Origin of the sequence: Sphingobium psychrophilum (assembly GCF_012927105.1) — a bacterium.
In the GTDB taxonomy this organism is placed as follows: domain Bacteria; phylum Pseudomonadota; class Alphaproteobacteria; order Sphingomonadales; family Sphingomonadaceae; genus Sphingobium; species Sphingobium psychrophilum.
This window is the reverse complement of the sequence record NZ_JABBFV010000007.1, coordinates 172147-188679: the sequence shown is the minus strand read 5'-3', so window position 1 is coordinate 188679 and position 16533 is coordinate 172147. Positions and strand designations below refer to the sequence as shown.

Annotated in this window: 18 protein-coding genes; 7 read left to right on the top strand and 11 right to left on the bottom strand. The window is 64.7% G+C overall.

The features are described from left to right. Positions 1 to 173: 173 nt before the first annotated feature. The 7 genes from HHL08_RS12090 to HHL08_RS12060 form a co-directional block, all read right to left on the bottom strand. The gene (locus HHL08_RS12090) at positions 174 to 959 is read right to left on the bottom strand and encodes a phosphoadenylyl-sulfate reductase (RefSeq protein ID WP_169573421.1); all 786 of its coding nucleotides are present in this window, start codon (positions 957 to 959) and stop codon (positions 174 to 176) included. After that, the gene (locus tag HHL08_RS12085; protein WP_169573420.1) at positions 952 to 1392 is read right to left on the bottom strand and encodes a DUF934 domain-containing protein; all 441 of its coding nucleotides are present in this window, start codon (positions 1390 to 1392) and stop codon (positions 952 to 954) included. Before HHL08_RS12085 ends, HHL08_RS12090 begins: the two co-directional genes overlap by 8 nt. Continuing rightward, entirely contained in the window at positions 1385 to 3016 is a 1632-nt protein-coding gene (locus HHL08_RS12080; protein WP_169573419.1) for a nitrite/sulfite reductase, read from the bottom strand. The genes HHL08_RS12085 and HHL08_RS12080 overlap by 8 nt, the downstream gene beginning before the upstream one ends. A gap of 3 nt (positions 3017 to 3019) precedes the next feature. Next, entirely contained in the window at positions 3020 to 3316 is a 297-nt protein-coding gene (locus tag HHL08_RS12075) for a DUF2849 domain-containing protein (protein WP_088184630.1), read from the bottom strand. Continuing rightward, complete coding sequence (gene cobA, locus HHL08_RS12070) at positions 3313 to 4101, bottom strand: uroporphyrinogen-III C-methyltransferase (protein WP_169573418.1); 789 nt, start codon at positions 4099 to 4101, stop codon at positions 3313 to 3315. The genes HHL08_RS12075 and cobA overlap by 4 nt, the downstream gene beginning before the upstream one ends. Positions 4102 to 4190: 89 nt before the next feature. Next, on the bottom strand, positions 4191 to 5624 hold the full coding sequence (gene astD / locus HHL08_RS12065) for a succinylglutamate-semialdehyde dehydrogenase (protein ID WP_169573417.1): 1434 nt from the start codon (positions 5622 to 5624) through the stop codon (positions 4191 to 4193). A 65-nt stretch (positions 5625 to 5689) separates the two neighbouring features. Further along, a complete protein-coding gene (locus HHL08_RS12060) occupies positions 5690 to 7087 on the bottom strand; it encodes a protein adenylyltransferase SelO family protein (RefSeq protein WP_169573416.1) in 1398 nt (465 codons plus the stop codon). A 37-nt stretch (positions 7088 to 7124) separates the two neighbouring features. Between HHL08_RS12060 and HHL08_RS12055 the strand changes: the two genes are divergently transcribed. From HHL08_RS12055 to HHL08_RS12040, 4 genes are all read left to right on the top strand, one after another. After that, complete coding sequence (locus tag HHL08_RS12055) at positions 7125 to 8006, top strand: alpha/beta fold hydrolase (protein WP_169573415.1); 882 nt, start codon at positions 7125 to 7127, stop codon at positions 8004 to 8006. Next, positions 7999 to 9129, top strand: coding sequence for a glycosyltransferase (locus HHL08_RS12050; protein WP_169573414.1), 1131 nt, complete (start codon positions 7999 to 8001; stop codon positions 9127 to 9129). Before HHL08_RS12055 ends, HHL08_RS12050 begins: the two co-directional genes overlap by 8 nt. 91 nt (positions 9130 to 9220) lie before the next feature. Next, entirely contained in the window at positions 9221 to 10624 is a 1404-nt protein-coding gene (locus tag HHL08_RS12045; RefSeq protein WP_169573413.1) for an NAD(P)H-dependent flavin oxidoreductase, read from the top strand. After that, positions 10624 to 10839, top strand: coding sequence for a DUF2093 domain-containing protein (locus HHL08_RS12040; RefSeq protein WP_169573412.1), 216 nt, complete (start codon positions 10624 to 10626; stop codon positions 10837 to 10839). The genes HHL08_RS12045 and HHL08_RS12040 overlap by 1 nt, the downstream gene beginning before the upstream one ends. Here HHL08_RS12040 and HHL08_RS12035 read toward each other — a convergent pair. Continuing rightward, entirely contained in the window at positions 10836 to 11282 is a 447-nt protein-coding gene (locus HHL08_RS12035) for a hypothetical protein (RefSeq protein WP_169573215.1), read from the bottom strand. The two genes, HHL08_RS12040 and HHL08_RS12035, sit on opposite strands and share 4 nt — an antisense overlap. Between HHL08_RS12035 and HHL08_RS12030 the strand changes: the two genes are divergently transcribed. Next, positions 11266 to 11646 (top strand): VOC family protein, encoded by a 381-nt coding sequence (locus HHL08_RS12030; RefSeq protein ID WP_169573411.1) that lies wholly within the window; start codon positions 11266 to 11268, stop codon positions 11644 to 11646. The genes HHL08_RS12035 and HHL08_RS12030 overlap by 17 nt on opposite strands. 212 nt (positions 11647 to 11858) lie before the next feature. Then, on the top strand, positions 11859 to 12014 hold the full coding sequence (locus HHL08_RS12025; protein WP_169573410.1) for a hypothetical protein: 156 nt from the start codon (positions 11859 to 11861) through the stop codon (positions 12012 to 12014). A 50-nt stretch (positions 12015 to 12064) separates the two neighbouring features. Here the strand turns inward: HHL08_RS12025 and astD (HHL08_RS12020) are convergent, their stop codons facing one another. Together astD (HHL08_RS12020) and HHL08_RS12015 are read right to left on the bottom strand one after the other, a co-directional pair. Further along, positions 12065 to 13465: a succinylglutamate-semialdehyde dehydrogenase gene (gene astD, locus HHL08_RS12020; protein ID WP_206377843.1), complete on the bottom strand. Its 1401-nt coding sequence runs from the start codon at positions 13463 to 13465 to the stop codon at positions 12065 to 12067. 5 nt (positions 13466 to 13470) lie between these two features. Further along, positions 13471 to 14511, bottom strand: coding sequence for a DUF1338 domain-containing protein (locus HHL08_RS12015; RefSeq protein ID WP_169573409.1), 1041 nt, complete (start codon positions 14509 to 14511; stop codon positions 13471 to 13473). A gap of 87 nt (positions 14512 to 14598) precedes the next feature. Here HHL08_RS12015 and gcvA point away from each other — a divergent pair, with 87 nt between their 5' ends. Continuing rightward, the gene (gene gcvA, locus HHL08_RS12010; protein WP_169573408.1) at positions 14599 to 15498 is read left to right on the top strand and encodes a transcriptional regulator GcvA; all 900 of its coding nucleotides are present in this window, start codon (positions 14599 to 14601) and stop codon (positions 15496 to 15498) included. A gap of 4 nt (positions 15499 to 15502) precedes the next feature. On the opposite strand, the gene HHL08_RS12005 is transcribed toward gcvA, so the two are convergent. Further along, a complete protein-coding gene (locus HHL08_RS12005) occupies positions 15503 to 16510 on the bottom strand; it encodes an SPOR domain-containing protein (RefSeq protein WP_169573478.1) in 1008 nt (335 codons plus the stop codon). Between the last annotated feature and the right edge of the window lie 23 nt (positions 16511 to 16533).

Genomic DNA, 16533 nt, shown 5'->3' with positions numbered 1-16533 from the left:
ACCCAGGTTCGACCGACATAAGGGTTCAGGTCGAAGCGAGGCCGCCCCGGTCCTATGCCGTTATAGGCATATGGGGATGGCGCGCGACGATTGTTAGGGGGCAAAATGCGGCGGAGGGAGAGTACGCCATCATGCAAGGCGCACGCTCCCGACCTATGTTTGGACGGGGTCGATCAGAAGACCGGCTGGTTGGCCGGATCTTCGGGATCGATAACCGGGATCGGAGTGACCGGCGAATGGATGCCGCATTCCACCTTGTCCCAGCCGCGCCAGCGGCCCGCGCGCGGGTCTTCGCCCGGCATCACCTTGGACGTGCAGGGTTCGCAGCCGATCGACAGATAGCCCTGCGCTTCCAGCGGATGGCGGGGCAGATTCTCGGCCTCGAAATAGGCCTCCAACTCGGCCTTGTTCCAGTCGCCCAGCGGGTTGAGCTTCAGGCGGCAGTCCTCTACCTCGAACCGGGGCAGGTTCTGGCGCGTGACAGATTGGAACGCCTTGCGGCCCGAAATCCAGGCGTCCAGGCCGTCCTTGGCGCGCTTCATCGGCTCGACCTTGCGGATTTCGCAGCAGCCGTCGGGGTCGTAGGACCAGCGCAGCCCCGTCTCATCCTTCTTTGCGATGACGTCTGCGATCGGCGCGACCGTGCGGCTGTCGGTAAAGCCCATCCGCTTGATGAGCGTGTCGCGATAGTTGAGCGTCTCGGCGAACATTTTGAGCGTATCGACAAAGATCACCGGGACGGTCGGGTCAGCCTTCGCCACCAGATCGAGCAGCACCGCGCTTTCCGTGCCGAAGGAAGAAACGACGGCGACGTTGCCGGCAAGCCCTTCTGCAAACACGGTCTTGAGCATGGTGATCGTGTCGACGCCCTCGAACCGCGCGTTGAGCGCGTCGGCCTGTGCCTGGGTAAAGGCGGGGCGGGCGTCGATCAGGTCGATCTGACGGGCAGGTTCAGCCATTGGTCGTCTCCGGGTGCCGTTTCGCCCAAACCGGGGTACGGCCATCGATCGCCTTTTGATAGACGTCGGCATAGCGATTGAGCGCGCGATCGACGGCGTCGTCGTCCAGCGGCTTGGCGGGATGGAAACTGTCGAAACCGCAGCGGCGCATGGCGACGATCTGGTCGACCAGCACGTCGCCCACCGCGCGCAATTCACCCTGATAGCCCGATTCCCGCAGGATACGTGCCGCGGAATAGCCGCGCCCGTCGCCATAAGCCGGGAAATTCACCTCAACCAGCGACAGCCGATCAAGATGCGGCAGCAATTCACGCGCATCCTCACCCGCCTCGATCCGAACGGCGGTCGAGTTGGTCTGGCCGGTGAAGGCTTCGACCGTGACGGAGGGTTCCTGCGTGGCTTCTCCATCGCGGAAGGACAGGAACTCAACCATAGATAGCCTCCTTGAAGGGCTTCATGCCGAGACGGCGATAGGTGTCGAGGAAGCGTTCTCCGCTCTCCCGCTCTGCCAGATAGAGGTCGGTGACCTTTTCGATCGCGTCGACCACGCCGTCCTCCGAGAAACCGGGGCCGGTGATCTGGCCCAGCGACGTATCCTCCGCGCCCGATCCGCCTAGCGATAACTGGAAATTCTCCACCCCGCGCCGGTCGACGCCCAATATGCCGATATGGCCGGCATGATGATGGCCGCAGGCATTGATGCAGCCCGAAATCTTGACCTTCAGTTCGCCCAGTTCCGCCTGACGCTCCGCTGCGGCGAACCGCTGCGCGATCTTTTGCGCCAGCGGGATCGAGCGGGCGTTGGCGAGCGCGCAATAGTCCAGGCCGGGGCAGGCGATGATATCAGTGATGAGGTCGAGATTGGCCTCGGCCAGCCCGGCCTCTTCCAGCTTTTGCCAGATGGCGTAGAGGTCCGCCTTCTTCACATGGGGCAGGACCAGATTCTGCGCATGGGTGACGCGCAGTTCGTCGAGCGAATATTGCTCGGCCAGTGTCGCGACCAGTTCGATCTGCTCTGCCGACGCGTCACCGGGGATGCCGGTCAGCGGCTTCAGGCTGATATTGACGATCGCATAGCCGGGCACCTTGTGCGCGGCGACCTGACGATCGACCCACAAAGCGAAAGCCGGGTCGGCGCGGTCGATATCTTCGGACAGGCCGGTGTCGTAGGCGGGCGGCGCGAAGAAGGCGCGGATGCGGTCCAGTTCCTCGACCGGCGGGTTGAGGCCAAGCGTCCGCATATGCGCAAACTCTTCCTCGACTTGGCGCTTATATTCTTCGACGCCGATCTCATGAACCAGGATCTTGATCCGCGCCTTATACTTGTTGTCGCGGCGGCCATAGCGGTTGTACACGCGCAGGCAGGCCTCCAGATAAGAAATAATCTCATCTTCGGGCATGAAGTCATTGATAAGCGGCGCAACCATCGGCGTGCGCCCCATGCCACCACCGGCATAGACTTCCGCGCCGATCTTGCCGTCGCGCTCGACCAGCTTTAGGCCGATATCGTGCAGCTTCATCGCGGCGCGATCATCGTCGCCGGCGATCACGCAAATCTTGAACTTGCGCGGCAGATAGGTGAATTCGGGGTGGAAGCTGGACCATTGGCGCAGCAATTCGGCCCAGGGGCGGGGGTCCGCCACCTCGTCGGCGGAAACGCCGGCATATTGGTCGGAACTGATGTTGCGGATGCAATTGCCGCTGGTCTGGATCGCGTGCATTTCGACGGTCGCCAGTTCGGCCAGGATGTCGGGCGCATCGGCCAGCTTGATCCAGTTATATTGCAGGTTCTGGCGCGTGGTGAAATGGCCATAGCCCTTGTCATACTTGGCCGCGATCTCGCCCAGCTTGCGCATCTGCTTGCCGCTCAGTGTGCCATAGGGGATGGCGACGCGCAGCATATAGGCATGGAGTTGCAGATAGAGGCCGTTCATAAGCCGCAATGGCTTGAACTGGTCCTCAGTCAGTGCGCCAGTCAGGCGGCGTTGTACCTGGTCACGAAATTCCTCGACGCGGGCGTCGACGATGGACTGGTCGTAGCTGTCGTAGCGATACATGGTTCAGATCACCCAGTTGCCGGCATCGGCGTCGTTCGGTTTCAGCATCAGGTCGGGACGCACGGTGGGACCCAGCGCGCGGATGCGGTCCTTGATATGGGCCGGGCGCACGCCATCGTCAGAGACGGTCGCGTCGATGACATAGGCGCCGACCACGCGCAGCGCGGCTTCCTCGGTCCGGGCAAGGTCGTCGCCGCGTTCGCCCACATCGGCGCTGTCGCCGACCTGGCGCGACCAGCCGTCGCCTGCCCACCAGATGACGTCGCCGCTCACAAGATCGTTGCCGGTCAATATCTTCACGAACGCATCTCCGAAATAATCTCCCCTTTGGCGGTCCAGTCCGCCAGCACATCTTGCGCCAGCGCATTGGCCGCCACGTCGCCGACCACGATCAGGGCCGGGCTGACCACATTCTCGCGCGCCACCATGTCGCCCAGATCGGCAAGCAAGGTGCGCAGCGTCCGCATATCGGTGCGCGTGCCATTTTCCAGCACCGCGACCGGGATCGCAGGGGACACACCGTCAGCCATCAGTTTGTCGGCGATGGCGTTGGCCGTGGCCACGCCCATGTAAATGACGAGCGTGCGCCCCTGGCCCGCCAGGCCCGACCAATCCTGGTCGGTCAGCCCCTTGCACTGACCTGCGACGAAGCTGACCGCGCTCGACGCATCGCGATGGGTGAGCGGCAATTGCGCCATAGCCGCGCTGCCGATCGCGGCGCTGATGCCCGGCACGACTTCGACCGGCACGCCAGCGGCGCGGCAGGCATCGACTTCCTCGCCGCCGCGGCCGAAGATGAACGGATCGCCACCCTTCAGGCGCACGACGTTGCGGCCTTCGCGCGCCAGGTCCACCAACAGGGCGTTGATCGCCTCCTGCGGCATGGAATGGCGGCTGCGCTGCTTGGCGACGGAAATCAGATCGGCATGGGGGGAAGCGAGCGCCAGTATCGCGTCCGACACCAGTCCGTCATGTACGATAACGTCTGCTTGCGCGATCAGGCGCGCTGCCTTGATGGTCAACAGATCCGGGTCGCCCGGTCCCGCGCCCACCAACTGGACTGTCGAAGTTGCTTTGTCAGCCATGTTGGCCAGATGGCGAAAGCGCCGCCAAAGTTCAATTCAGAATGGGTATGGCGGGGACTAGGAAATGTTTTGGGGAAATATTTGGCCGCTCAATCGCCCATGACGCTGACGTCAATGTCCTTGAGGCCGACGCCGATCGAGGCGCGGGGCGTTTCGATTTCCGCCGACACCACCGGATAGGCGCAATAATCCGCGGCATAATAGGCGCTGGGGCGGTGGTTGCCCGATATGCCGGTGCCGCCGAACGGCGCGGAGGAGGACGCGCCATTGGTCGGCCGGTTCCAGTTGACCACGCCGGCGCGGATATTGGCCCAGAACTGATTATATTGTTCCGGCGACCCGCCGATCAGCGATGCGGAAAGGCCATAGCGGGTGTTGTTGGCCTCCGCGATCGCGTCGCCGAAGTCGGCCACACGGATAACCTGCAATAGCGGGCCGAACAGTTCGACATCGGGCCGCTCCTTCATCGCGGTGACGTCTATGATCGCGGGGCTAAGGAACGGCAAGCCCTTGTGCGGCCGGACCATATGCTTGATCGGTCGGCCGCCATTGCTCATCAGATAGAGGAAGCTTTCGGTCAGTCCGTCGGCGGTCGGATTGTCGATCACCGGCCCCATATAGGGGGTGGGATCGGCATGAGGATGATCGACGATCAGCCGGTCGGCCAGCTTCTTGACCTCCGCGATCAGCCGGTCGGCGATGCTGTCGCGCACGATCAGGCGGCTGGCGGCGGTGCAGCGCTGACCGCTGCTCATGAAAGCCGACTGTACCACCAGTGTCGCGGCGGCGTTGATTTCGGGCGTGTCCCAGACGATGATCGGGTTGTTGCCGCCCATTTCCAGCGCCAATATCTTGGACGGCTGCGCAGCATATTGGCGGTTGATCGCGATGCCGGTCTGGGCCGATCCGGTGAAGAGGATGCCGCCGACATCGGGATGGGCGCCGAGCGCCTTGCCCGCGTCCGGGCCGCCGAGCAACAGCCGGATCGCATCCACGGGCACGCCTGCCTCATGATAGAGCCTGACCATCATCTCGCCCACCGCAGGCGTCTTTTCCGACGGCTTGAACACCACCGCGTTGCCCGCCAGCAGCGCGGGGATGATATGGCCGTTGGGCAAATGCGCGGGGAAATTATAGGGGCCAAGCACCGCCATGACGCCGTGGGGCTTATGCCGCACCGACTGGCGCGCGCCCAAGGCCGCTTCCAGTCGACGCTGTCCGGTGCATTCGGAATAGGCGGCGACGCTGACGTCGACCTTGCCCATTACCGCCTGAACTTCATTGCGCGCGTCCCACAATGGCTTGCCGGTTTCGCGCGCGATCAGGTCCGCCAGCGCGTCTTCCTGCCGCCGCACTACATTGACGAAGCGGCGCAGCGTTTCGATGCGATAGGCGATGGGCTGCGCCGCCCATTTCGGCCAGGCGGCGCGGGCGCGGGCGACCTCCGCATCGACGTCGCCCGTCTCGCCCTGCCAGAGCAGAGCGCCGGTGGCGGGTTCATGGGATGTAAGCGGCGCGACCATTTGGCAAATGCTATGGCGGAAATTGGTTAAGGAAAGAAGAGGGGTGCGCGCTCGACTTGTCGTACTTATGCGATGGGGCCGGGCGGTGTGCCATGCGCTTCCCCCATCCGCCGGATCGCCGCGACTTTGGCGTGCAGCGGTGCCCAGTCGTCATCCTGGTCAATAGCGGTCCATATGGCCTCAACCTCCTCGATATGCATGGAGCAGGGCGCCTCGTCCGACCAATAGGGATGGTCCTTTGCGCCGGCCACGGCGCTAAAGCCCGTGATCGCCTCGCGAAACGGTGCCCAGACGGCATCGCCATAGTGTGCGCCATCCCGCGGTACGCCGCCGCGCCAGTCGTGGAAGAAACGATCGATCGGCGTGCTGGTCGTTATCATGCCGCGCACGGCCGCCTCGATCATCGCGCCCGGCTCTGCGCCCTCGACGCCCAGCCGCCAGCAGAAGCGCCGTTGCATGGCCTCGCCATAGAGCGCCGGGAACCGCTCCAGTTGCTCGATCAGCGCCGGTGCCTCCACCAGCGGACGGAGCGACACCGCCAGTTGCGCGACATCCCAATGGATCGCCTCGGCCTGCCGTCCGAAGGCATAAAGCCCCTGATGGTCGAAATAGGCGGCAGTGAAATTGGTGTCCCACAGCGGGGTGAAGCGCCAAGGTCCATAGTCGAAACTCTCGCCGGTGACGTTGATATTGTCGCTGTTGAGCACGCCATGGACGAAGCCTGCCACCATATAGCTGGCGGCGAGGTCGGCGGTGCGTTCGACCACCCGACCCAGCAGTTGCGCCGGCGGATTATCGCCCGGCGTCTCGCCATAAAGGCGGGTGAGAGCATAGTCGGTCAGCTTCGCCAGCAGCGCCTTGTCGTCGTGAAAGGCTGCGCGCTGGAACGATCCGATGCGGATATGCGAATGGCTCAGCCGCACCATCGCCGCGCCGCGGGTGGGGGATGGTTCGTCGTTGCGCTCCAGTGCTTCGCCCGTCTCGATGATGGAAAAAGTCTTGGACGTGGTGACGCCCAACGCTTCCAGCATCTCGGTCGCCAAAATCTCGCGCACCCCGCCCTTCAGCGTCAGGCGGCCATCGCCCGATCGGCTATGGGGCGTGCGGCCCGTTCCCTTGGTGCCCAGGTCGAGCAGGCGGCCCGCGTCGTCGCGCAGCTGCGCGAACACGAAACCGCGGCCGTCGCCGATATCGGGATTATAATGGCGGAACTGATGGCCATGATAGCGCAGCGCCAGCGGCCGGGGCAGGCTGCCCTCTAACGGTGCAAAACGACCGAAATGCGCGATCCACTCCGCGTCGCTCAAGCCGTCCAGCCCCACCGAGGCGGCGGCCCGGTCGTTGCGGTAGCGCAGGATCGTCTGCGGAAAGTCCGCCGCCGCGACCGGATCGGCGATGTCGGGCATCAGCGTGTCGATTTCGGTGGCGGGGCGATAAATGGCGGCTTGCGGCGTCTGGTTCATAAGGCGATATGGGGGAAGGTCACCAGAAGGATCAAGCTTGAGCGGCTATAGCGATGGATATTGGTGGTCACCCGACGGGCTGCGGCTCCATTATCGGGACTATGCCAGGAACGGGGGCGCGGGCGATGATGGCCGCCCGCCGTTGCTCTGCCTGCCGGGGCTGACCCGCAATGCCCGCGATTTCGAACCGCTGGCCGGACGGCTGGCCGGCGAGTGGCGGCTGATCTGCCCGGACATGCGCGGCCGCGCCGAAAGCGCCTATGCCAAGGACGCGATGACCTATGTCCCGCTGACCTATTTGCAGGATATCAGCCGGTTGCTGGCCGACTTGGCCATCACCCGCTTCGTTGCGGTCGGCACATCGCTGGGCGGCGTTATCACCATGTTGATCGCTGCCACGCACAAGGAATGGCTGGCCGGCGCGCTGCTTAACGATGTCGGGCCGGTGCTGGACGAAGGTGGGCTGGCGCGCATCCGATCCTATGTCGGCGTGGGCCAGTCGCATCCGACGTGGGTTCATGCCGCCCGCGCGCTGGCTGACGCCAATGGCGACGTCTATCCTGGCTATGATCTGGAACAATGGCTGGCCATGGCCAAGCGCCTCTATCGCCTGAACAGCGGCGGGCGCGTCGTGCTCGATTATGACATGAAGATCGCCGAACCGATCCGCGCCATGGGCAGCGAGGCGGGCGTCGACATGTGGCCTGTCATGCAGGCGTTCCAGGGCGTCCCTACCCTGTTGCTGCGCGGCGAGCGATCCGACCTGCTGTCCGCCGCCACGGCGCAGCGCATGGCGGAGGGAATCGGCGACAGCGTCGAACTGACGACGGTGCCGGGCGTCGGCCATGCTCCGGCGCTGGACGAGCCGGAAAGCGTCGCCGCGATCGACCGGTTGCTGGACCGCGTCCTGCATGGTTGAGCGGCCGCATATTCTCCACGTCCATGGCAGCTTCACCCTGGGCGGCAAGGAAGCGCGCGCCGTGCGGCTTATGAACATCTGGGGCGACAAGGCGCGGCACAGCATCGTCAGCGCCGACCCCGCGGCCATGGGCGCGCGGAACGCAATCGATCCGGGTATCGACGTCGACTTTCCCGATGGACCGTCTTTCGCGGGCAAGCCGGGGGTGGCCCGCTACAAGGTCATCACCGCCTTCCTCAAGGGGTTCGACCTGGTCCTGACCTATAATTGGGGATCGATGGACGCGGTCATGGCCCATCGGTTGGCGGGGGCTTCGGCCGGCCTTCCGCCGCTCATCCATCATGAGGACGGGTTCAACGCCGATGAAACCGATGGGTTGAAAATCAAACGCAACCTCTTCCGTCGCCTCGGGCTGCAACGCGCGCATGGCATGGTGGTGCCGTCGGTGCGGCTGGAAACCATTGCGCGGTCGGTATGGAAGCAGCCGTTGGGCAAGGTTCACCTGATTCGCAACGGCATCGACGTCGCCCGCTATGCCGCTCCGCCATCGGCGGATGCCATTCCCGGCCTCGTCCGCACGCCGGGCAAGCTGCTGGTCGGCACGCTGGCGGGGTTGCGGCCGGTCAAGAATATCCCGCGCCTCGTCCGCGCCGTCGCGGCGCACAAGGACCGGCTGCAACTGGTGGTGGTGGGCGAGGGGCCGGAGCGCGACGCGATCCTGGCGCAGGCCGCCGCGCTTGGGCTGGACGATATCCATATGGCCGGGTTCATGGACCGCCCCTGGCGCTTCGTCGGCCTGTTCGACATTTTCGCTTTGTCCTCCGACAGCGAGCAATTCCCGATTTCGCTGGTGGAGGCGATGGCGGCCGGCGTCCCGGCGGCGTCCATGGATGTCGGCGACGTCGCGAATATGGTCGCGCCGGAAAACCGGCCTTTTGTCGTGGCCGATGAGGAGGGGCTAGCGGCCGCGCTGGGGACGCTGGCGGGCGACGATGACCTGCGCGCCCGGCTCGGTGCCGCCAACCGTGCACGCGCCACGCGCGACTATGCCGAAAACGACATGGTAAACGCTTATGCACGCCTTTATGGGGAGGCACTGGCCAGCCCCATGGTTTTGCGCTAGGGCGCGCCAAATTCGTCATAGACAGCCAAAGCTGCTATAGGGTCGCTTTTTACCCGGCCGAGGGGCCGGGCCGTTTGTGCAGGAGATGTCGTTGTTCAAGGGGTTGAAGCCTATCGTCTATGGCGGCCGAGAGGTCTGGCCACTGGTCGAAGGTGGCAAGGGCGTTGCCGTGTCCAACCATGCCAGTTCGGGCGCCTGGGCGGCCGCAGGCGGCATCGGCACGGTATCGGCGGTCAATGCCGACAGCTATGACAGTTTCGGTAACGTCATCCCCCAAATCTACCATGGCCGCACCCGCCGCGATCGCCATGAGGAACTGGTCGCCTACGCTATCGATGGCGCGGTCGAGCAGGTGAAGCGCGCCTATGAGATCGCCGGGGGCAAGGGCGCGATCAACATCAACGTGCTGTGGGAAATGGGCGGCGCGCAGCGTATCCTGCACGGCGTTCTGGAAAAGACCAAGGGCATGGTGGCGGGCGTCACTTGCGGCGCGGGCATGCCTTATAAGTTGTCGGAGATCGCGGCCTCCTACAATGTCAGCTACCTGCCCATCGTATCCTCCGGTCGCGCGTTCCGCGCGCTGTGGAAACGCGCCTATTCCAAGGCGTCCGAATGGCTGGCGGCGGTGGTCTATGAAGACCCCTGGCTGGCGGGCGGCCATAACGGCCTGTCCAATGCCGAAGATCCCAAGGTGCCCCAGGACCCCTATCCCCGCGTCAAGGCGCTGCGCGACACGATGCGCGAAGGCGGCATTTCGGACGATGTGCCGATCGTGATGGCGGGCGGCGTCTGGGCGCTCAAGGACTGGAACGACTGGATCGACAACCCCGAACTGGGGGCGATCATGTTCCAGTTCGGCACCCGCCCGCTGCTGACGCAGGAAAGCCCGATCCCCCAGGGATGGAAGGACCGGCTGACCCAGCTCAATCCCGGCGATGTCCTGCTCCATAAATTTTCCCCGACCGGCTTTTATAGCTCGGCGGTACGCAATCCCTTCCTGCGTCAGCTTGAGGCGCGGTCGGAACGGCAGATACCGTTCAGCACCGAACAGGCGGGCGACCATACCCACCAGCTTGACGTGGGCGTGAAGGGCAAGAATTTCTGGGTCACGCTGGGCGACCTCAATCGTGCTCGCGAATGGGTGGGGCAGGGCTTCACCGCCGCGCTCAAGACGCCGGACAATACGCTGGTATTCGTGGGCGAGGAGGAAAAGGGCGTCATCCGCAAGGATCAGACGGATTGCATGGGGTGCCTCAGCCAATGTTCCTTCTCCAGCTGGATGGACAGCGAGACCAACTCGACCGGCCGCCTTGCCGACCCGCGCAGCTTCTGCATCCAGAAGGCGTTGCAGGAAGCGGTGCATGGCGGCGACCTCGATCAGAATTTGATCTTCGCGGGCCATGGCGCATATAAGTTCAAGCAGGACCCCTTCTACTCCAACGGGTTTGTGCCGACCGTGAAGCAACTGGTCGATCGCATCCTGACGGGCGATTGATGGTGACGGATATTCCGGGCTTGGCTGTGCTGCGTTATGACACGCCGCATTTCGATATCGTGCAGCCGGGGCAGTTCGTGCTCTGCGCTGTATCCGGCGCGCGAATCGATCTGGAAGACCTGAAATATTGGAGCGCCGAGTTTCAGGAAGCCTATCGCGGGCCGGAGGAAGCGACTCGGTCCTTCCTCCAGCATCGTGGCTCGGATTTCCGTTAAATAACGGCCGTTAAAGTAACGTCTGGCCGCCTGTAAGAAGGGGTGGGTTGACTGAAATCGCTTTCAAGAGGCGCTGAACGTCGGTTCAGCGGTTCAATAAGGCGATTGGTCGCAACTTTGCTATTCCGATGTGGTGAAAACTGATGTAATCTTCCCTTCGAAGCGACGTAGAGCGCTGCATGTGGAAGGATGTTTTTCTGATGTCTCGTATCGACGTCTTTGGTGATCGTATTTGCATCGTGTCGAGCCTGCTGATCGTGGGCTGGTTCTTGTACAGCACGATCTTTTGATCCCGGCGGCGGGATTTCCCGCCTGACCGCGGCTTGGCTGGCGGTCACTCGTCCGAATTGATCGCCCTTATCACGTTGTTGGGTGCCAACGCATGGCATCCATGCGTCCTTTGATCCCGCATATTTGGAGATGCTGATGTTCAGCCACATCATGGTGGGCGCTAACGATATGGAGGCGTCCAAGGCATTCTATGACGCCACATTCGGCGCGCTCGGCGCGAAGCCTGGCTTTTTCGACGACATGGGCCGTGCCATTTATATGCATGACGATGCCCTGTTCCTGGTCACCAAGCCGATCGATGGTGCATCGGCCTGTCACGCCAATGGCGGGACCATCGGTTTCACCATGGCCTCGCCCGAACAGGCGGACGCCTGGCATGCGGCAGGCGTAGCGGCAGGCGGCGCAACCTGTGAAGATCCGCCCGGCGTGCGCGAAGGCGGCTTCGGTAAGCTCTATCTCGCCTATCTGCGCGATCCGGCCGGCAATAAGCTATGCGGGCTGCACCGGATCGGTTGATCCGGCATAAGCTGCGATGGCCAAGCAGGACTGGCCACACCCCAAGCAAAGCTATTTCGACTTTCTCAACCAGATCGATAGATAGAGTCGCGAGCGTCATGCTCCGCGGCTTTTGAAGGATGTCAGCTTGCTCCGCGTCACCAACGGCTAAAGCGCACGGTGCCGAAGCGACGACGCCAGGTTTCGTGTTCCCTTGCTTTGAGGAGAAGACGATGACTCGCAAAACCACACGCCCCCGCCAGCCCCATCGCGTCCAGCCTGACAGCCATGTCTATCTGCCCCATTCGTCTTGGTCCCGCGTCGAGCGCAAATCCGTAGCTGGCGGGGCGATTGCGCCCGATGAATTCTGGGCGCGGCTGGGGCTTTGAACCCAGGCCCGCGCCATTTGGCCATCCCGCCAACGGCGCGGGCGAGCGTCTTAGCTGCCCAAACCGTTGACTGGCACCGCCGTCACACCGTCGGCTTCGAAACTGGCGATGGGATAGGCGCAATAGTCGGCGGCATAATAGGCGCTGGGACGATGATTGCCTGACGCGCCGAGGCCGCCAAAGGGCATGTTGCCCGCCGCGCCCGTGGTCGGCCGGTTGCGGTTGACCACGCCGGCGCGGCTTTCCTCGACAACCCGCTGCCATAGCGACTCGTCCTGCGAGATGAGGCCAGCGGACAGGCCGAAGCTGGTCGCGTTGGCGGCGGCGATCGCGGCGTCGAAATCAGGGACACGAATGACCGACAGCACCGGTGCGAAAATCTCCGCATCGGGCGCGTCTACGCCGGTCAGGTCGAGCAGGGCGGGCGTGACGAAGGCGGCGCTGCGGCCCTGCGCCCCGTCGAAGGCGCGTATGACCCGCGCGCCGCGCGCGATCAGGTCGCTGACAGCGCGATGCGATGCCGCGGCGGCCTGATCCGACACCAGTGGTCCCATGAAGGCGTCGCCCGGTTCGTTCCAGGCGGCGATCGGGAGTTGTGCGGCGAGCACGGCGGTCGCTTCCACGATCGCGTCGCCGACCCTGCCTTCCGGCACAATCAGGCGGCGGGCGCAGGAACAACGCTGGCCGGTGGTGATAAAGGCGGAACTGACGATGATCGAGGCTGCGGCTTCCGGGCTGTCCCAGGCGATCAGCGGGTTATTGCCCCCCAGTTCCAGCGCCATGACGACATGGGGCCGGTCGACCAACGCCCGGCGCAGCGCAGCGCCTGCGCCCGCCGATCCGGTGAACAGCAGCCCGTCGATGTCGCCCGCGACCAGCGCTTCGCCGGTGGCGCGGCCGCCCTGGACCACGGTCAACAGCCCATCGGGCAGGCCCGCCGCCGCCCAGGCGTCGGCCATCGCTGCGCCGGTGGCCGGGGTGATCTCCGAGGGCTTGAACACAACCGCATTGCCCGCGATCAGGGCGGGGACGATATGGCCGTTGGGCAGGTGGCCGGGGAAATTATAGGGGCCAAGCACCGCCATCACGCCATGACCGCGATGGCGCAGCACGGCGCGGCCGAAGGGCATGTCGGCGGCGCGCTCGCCGGTGCGTTCGGCATGGGCCTTGATCGACACATCGACCTTGGCGATCATCGACCCGATTTCCGCGTCGCTTTCCCAAAGCAGTTTGCCCGTTTCGCGGGAAATGAGCTGCGCCAGCGCCGCGCGCCTTTCCCCCAACACCTGCGCATAGCGGTGGGCGATAGCGATGCGGTCGGCCACCGGCAGGGCGCGCCAGCCGGGCAGGGCGGCATGGGCGGTGGCGATGGCGCGGTGGCAATCATCGGCGCTCGCGACCGGGCCCTCCCAGACCAGTTCGCGTGACGCCGGATCGAAGGATTGCAGCATCAGGCTCACCGTGCAGGACTTTCTTGCGCGCCCGATTGCGCACTCGTCATGGCGAAGATGCCGGTGGCGTTACCGGTGTCGAAGGCAAGGTCGAGCCTGCCCGTCGCCGGGTCGATATCGCGGCTGATAAATTCGTAGAAGGAGCCGGGCACCTGCCGCAATTCCCCGTCGGCGAAAAGCCGTTCGACACTGTCGGCGCGGAAGGCGGTCTGACGGACGCGGCCCGTCGCGGAGACTTCCAGCTTTGCCTTCATCGGTCGATCCTCCGCTTTGAGCCGTTCGGCGAGGGCGGCGACATCGGCCACCCGATCGGTCGCATGGTTGAAGCCATTGCCCTCGGTCGCGATCCAGGCGGCCTCGTTGGACCGGGACAGAAGTAGCTGATAATCGGCGAAACCCGGCGCTTCATGCTGCCGGTCGAAGGCGGAGAGGATCACGGGCAGCGCGGCGATTGCGTCAACGAGTTGGACAGGTGAATCGCCTTCATAGCGCGCCAGCACGTCCTTCGCCTGATCGTTCAGCGGATCGCGCGACGTGCCGAAGACGCGCGCTGCGGCCTCGGCAAATTCCGCGTCGAACCGATCGACATGCAGTTCGGACAGGAAGAATTGCGGGATGGCTTCGGGGAAGTCGATATGGCGGTAGGCGCGGCCCGTCATCTTCAGCCGGTCGAGCGGATAGATGGCCGCCATTGCGTAACCCAGCGGCAGGAAGATGCGGGTGAAGGCGTCCTCGCCGCCTGGCAGCGCGCCGGTCGTGCCATTGGGGAAGCGGATGGAGCGCAGCGCGCCATGGTCGAACACCACCTTGCCGCCGCGCGCCAATGTGTCGGTGACATAGGCGTCGCCGCTCGGCACCCGGCGCAACAGGTCGGCAAACAGGGCGACGTTCAGCGCCATGGCGAAGGCCGCGCGCGACACGGTGTCGCCGCGCTGCGCCAGTAGGGCAGGATCGATCGCCAGCCTGTCCAGCGTCTGGCGGCCCGCCTCTTCGCCCAGGGTCGCAACGACCAATGTCTCTATGCTGCCTATATTCTCAATCGACATGAAATGCTCCGAGATGACAACGCCCTTATGCCAAGATAGGCAGGATATTCAAAATGGCGACCTGTCATCTGTTGATGCGAGTTTGGAATGAACGGATCACGCAAATATTTGCCGCCGATGCAGGCGCTGACCGCGTTCGAGGCGGCGGTGCGCCATGGCGGTTTTTCGCGGGCGGGCGAAGAAATCGGCCTGACGCAGAGTGCGGTCAGCCGGCAGATCGCGCAACTGGAGGATTGGTTGCAGACGCCCCTGTTCGACCGCATCGGGCGACGGGTGCGGCTGAACGAAGCGGGGCGGGCCTATGCCGATGATCTGTTACCCGCGCTCGACGCCCTTCGCCGCGCGACAGCCCGGGCCTCGGCGCGGCCGTCGCAGACCGCGCTGCGGGTCGCCACCCTGCCCAGCTTCGGGATGCGCTGGCTCGCGCCGCGCCTGCCGCAACTGACGGCGCGCCATCCCGATCTGGTGATCGACTTCGCCGCCCGCTCCCAACCCTTCGACTTCGGGCATGAAGAGTTCGATGCAGCTGTCCATTTCGGTGTCGCGGCGGATTGGCCCGGCGTCGCGATGGACTTTCTGTTCCGCGAAGAAGCGGTGCCGGTCTGCGCGCCGGCCTGGCTCGCCGCGCATCCGCTGCGCGAACCGGCGGACTTGTTGCGCGCACCGCTGCTCAGCCAGACGTCTCGGCGCGATGCCTGGGCGCGTTGGCTGACGGCGGCGGGGGTGGATGCGTCGGGGCTGGCGCCAGGGCCGGCCTATGAGCATTTCCTGATGCTGGCGCAGGCCTGCGCGGCTGGCGGCGGCGTGGCGCTGATCCCCAGTTTCCTGATCCAGCCGGAACTGGAGGCGGGCACGCTGGTCATCCCCTTCGCCCGGCCACTGTCGAGCGAGCAGGCCTATTATCTGGTCTATCCGACCGGCGCGTTGGGGGCGGGGCCGCTGAGCCAGTTTCGCGACTGGATGGTGGAGCAGGCGCGGGGGGCCTGAGGCCTCACATCTTCTTGGGCATGCAGTCCGCGCCGGCGGCTTTGATCGCGCCGCACAGTCGCGCGGCGTCGATGCTGCTGGCAAGCGGTCCGGCCTGGAGCCGGGTTACGGCACCGGCCTTCACCAGATAGGGTTGATAGGCGGACAGGCCGCTGACCTTGCGGCTGAGTTGGCTCCAGAGCGCGCGGGCGCGGCCTTCCTCGCCAAATGCGCCGAGCTGCACGCGCCAGCCGCCCGAAGCGGCGGGAGCGGGGGCCGTGGCGGCCGGCCGCGTAGGCGCAGGTGCTGGCTTGGGCTTGGCGACGGCAACCTGCTGGGGTGCGGGCCTGGGCGGCGCGGGCGCTGGTGTCGGCTGGCTGGGCGTGGAAGGCGGCAATTGCGTCGTGCGAACAGCCGACGGGTTGCTGCGCGGCGGTGGCGGAGCCGCTTGCGCCAGCGTCACGCTCTTGTCGCCCTTTTCCAGGCTGGCGGCCAGGGCCAGGCCCTGCTTGCGCTGGTCTTCAGGGATATATTTGTCCATCTGCTCCAGGCTGGTCGATGCCTGCGGCAGGCCGGATGCGGAGGCGCGTGTCATCAGCGCATAGGCGCGCACCCAATCCTTGGCCAGCGTGTCGCCGTTGAACAGGGCGGTGCCGACGATATATTGCGCGCGCGGTTCGCCGCGCATCGATGCGCGTTGCAGATAGGGCATGGCGTCGGTGCGGTCGCCATGCTGGAACAGCAACAGGCCCAGATTATCTTCAGCGCGCAAATGCCCCTGCACCGCTGCCTTGCGATACCAGTCTATGGCGGTGTTGAGGTCGGGCTGGACGCCGCGGCCCAGCTTATAGGCCTGGGCCAGGTTGAACTGTGCATCGGGATCGCCCGATTGCGCCAGCGGCCGCCACTCGGCGATCGCCTTGGCATAATCGCCCTGCTGCCAGGCGTCGACGCCGGTCTTTACGTCCGCCAGCGCGGGCAGGGCGACGCCCAACATCGCGACCAGCGCCGCCGTTCCCCAGATATGCTTCATGTGCACAGGCTCCAGTGCGAAAA

Excerpts from the sequence above, each read along its gene's own strand:
- HHL08_RS12090 (WP_169573421.1), bottom strand. The coding sequence starts at position 959 with ATGGCTGAACCTGCCCGTCAGATCGACCTGATCGACGCCCGCCCCGCC.
- HHL08_RS12085 (WP_169573420.1), bottom strand. The coding sequence starts at position 1,392 with ATGGTTGAGTTCCTGTCCTTCCGCGATGGAGAAGCCACGCAGGAACCC.
- HHL08_RS12080 (WP_169573419.1), bottom strand. The coding sequence starts at position 3,016 with ATGTATCGCTACGACAGCTACGACCAGTCCATCGTCGACGCCCGCGTC.
- cobA (WP_169573418.1), bottom strand. The coding sequence starts at position 4,101 with ATGGCTGACAAAGCAACTTCGACAGTCCAGTTGGTGGGCGCGGGACCG.
- astD (WP_169573417.1), bottom strand. The coding sequence starts at position 5,624 with ATGGTCGCGCCGCTTACATCCCATGAACCCGCCACCGGCGCTCTGCTC.
- HHL08_RS12060 (WP_169573416.1), bottom strand. The coding sequence starts at position 7,087 with ATGAACCAGACGCCGCAAGCCGCCATTTATCGCCCCGCCACCGAAATC.
- HHL08_RS12050 (WP_169573414.1), top strand. The coding sequence starts at position 7,999 with ATGGTTGAGCGGCCGCATATTCTCCACGTCCATGGCAGCTTCACCCTG.
- HHL08_RS12040 (WP_169573412.1), top strand. The coding sequence starts at position 10,624 with ATGGTGACGGATATTCCGGGCTTGGCTGTGCTGCGTTATGACACGCCG.
- HHL08_RS12030 (WP_169573411.1), top strand. The coding sequence starts at position 11,266 with ATGTTCAGCCACATCATGGTGGGCGCTAACGATATGGAGGCGTCCAAG.
- HHL08_RS12035 (WP_169573215.1), bottom strand. The coding sequence starts at position 11,282 with ATGATGTGGCTGAACATCAGCATCTCCAAATATGCGGGATCAAAGGAC.
- HHL08_RS12025 (WP_169573410.1), top strand. The coding sequence starts at position 11,859 with ATGACTCGCAAAACCACACGCCCCCGCCAGCCCCATCGCGTCCAGCCT.
- astD (WP_206377843.1), bottom strand. The coding sequence starts at position 13,465 with ATGCTGCAATCCTTCGATCCGGCGTCACGCGAACTGGTCTGGGAGGGC.
- HHL08_RS12015 (WP_169573409.1), bottom strand. The coding sequence starts at position 14,511 with ATGTCGATTGAGAATATAGGCAGCATAGAGACATTGGTCGTTGCGACC.
- gcvA (WP_169573408.1), top strand. The coding sequence starts at position 14,599 with ATGAACGGATCACGCAAATATTTGCCGCCGATGCAGGCGCTGACCGCG.
- HHL08_RS12005 (WP_169573478.1), bottom strand. The coding sequence starts at position 16,510 with ATGAAGCATATCTGGGGAACGGCGGCGCTGGTCGCGATGTTGGGCGTC.